The organism is Mammaliicoccus sp. N-M50 (assembly GCF_022386995.1).
GTDB classification, from domain to species: Bacteria; Bacillota; Bacilli; order Staphylococcales; family Staphylococcaceae; genus Mammaliicoccus; species Mammaliicoccus sciuri_A.
On record NZ_JAJNJA010000022.1, the window covers coordinates 1 to 1,585 of the forward strand.

Genomic DNA, 1,585 nt, shown 5'->3' on the forward strand with positions numbered 1-1,585 from the left:
CATGATCCAACTCCCCATCACAACTCAACCTTACGAGTGCCGGATTTGCCTAACACTCAGTCTTATTGCTTGGACGTGCACTCCAACAGCACGCTTCGCCTATCCTACTGCGTCCCCCCATCGTTCAAACAATCATAGGTGGTACAGGAATATCTACCTGTTATCCATCGCCTACGCCTATCGGCCTCGGCTTAGGTCCCGACTAACCCAGAGCGGACGAGCCTTCCTCTGGAAACCTTAGTCAATCGGTGGATGGGATTCTCACCCATCTTTCGCTACTCACACCGGCATTCTCACTTCTAAACATTCCACATGTCCTTACGATCATGCTTCGACACGTTTAGAACGCTCTCCTACCATTATCCTTACGGATAATCCACAGCTTCGGTAATATGTTTAGCCCCGGTACATTTTCGGCGCAGTGTCACTCGACTAGTGAGCTATTACGCACTCTTTAAATGATGGCTGCTTCTAAGCCAACATCCTAGTTGTCTGGGCAACGCCACATCCTTTTCCACTTAACATATATTTTGGGACCTTAGCTGGTGGTCTGGGCTGTTTCCCTTTCGACTACGGACCTTATCACCCATAGTCTGACTCCCAAGTTAAATTATTTGGCATTCGGAGTTTGTCTGAATTCGGTAACCCGAGAGGGGCCCCTCGTCCAAACAGTGCTCTACCTCCAATAATCATCACTTGAGGCTAGCCCTAAAGCTATTTCGGAGAGAACCAGCTATCTCCAAGTTCGATTGGAATTTCTCCGCTACCCACACCTCATCCGCTCACTTTTCAACGTAAGTCGGTTCGGTCCTCCATTCAGTGTTACCTGAACTTCAACCTGGACATGGGTAGATCACTTGGTTTCGGGTCTACGACCAGATACTCATTCGCCCTATTCAGACTCGCTTTCGCTACGGCTCCACATTTACTGCTTAACCTTGCATCAAATCGTAACTCGCCGGTTCATTCTACAAAAGGCACGCCATCACCCATTAACGGGCTCTGACTATTTGTAAGCACACGGTTTCAGGTTCTATTTCACTCCCCTTCCGGGGTGCTTTTCACCTTTCCCTCACGGTACTGGTTCACTATCGGTCACTAGAGAGTATTTAGCCTTGGGAGATGGTCCTCCCAGATTCCGACGGAATTTCACGTGTTCCGCCGTACTCAGGATCCACTCAGGAGAGAAATGACTTTCGACTACAGGACCTTTACCTTCTATGGTTGGCTTTTCCAAAACCATTCGTCTAATCATTTCCTTTGTAACTCCGTATAGAGTGTCCTACAACCCCAATAGGCAAGCCTATTGGTTTGGGCTCTTCCCGTTTCGCTCGCCGCTACTCAGGGAATCGAGTTTTCTTTCTCTTCCTCCGGGTACTAAGATGTTTCAGTTCTCCGGGTGTGCCTTCTCACATACTATGTATTCATATGCGGATAACATGACATAACTCATGCTGGGTTTCCCCATTCGGAAATCTCTGGATCAAAGCGTACTTACAGCTCCCCAAAGCATATCGTCGTTAGTAACGTCCTTCTTCGGCTTCTAGTGCCAAGGCATCCACCGTGCGCCCTTAATAACTTAATC

At 48.3% G+C, this 1,585-nt stretch carries 1 rRNA gene; it reads right to left on the reverse strand.

What is annotated here, in order from left to right:
* Positions 1 to 1,585, reverse strand: a 23S ribosomal RNA gene (locus LQ622_RS14840); the annotation flags it as partial.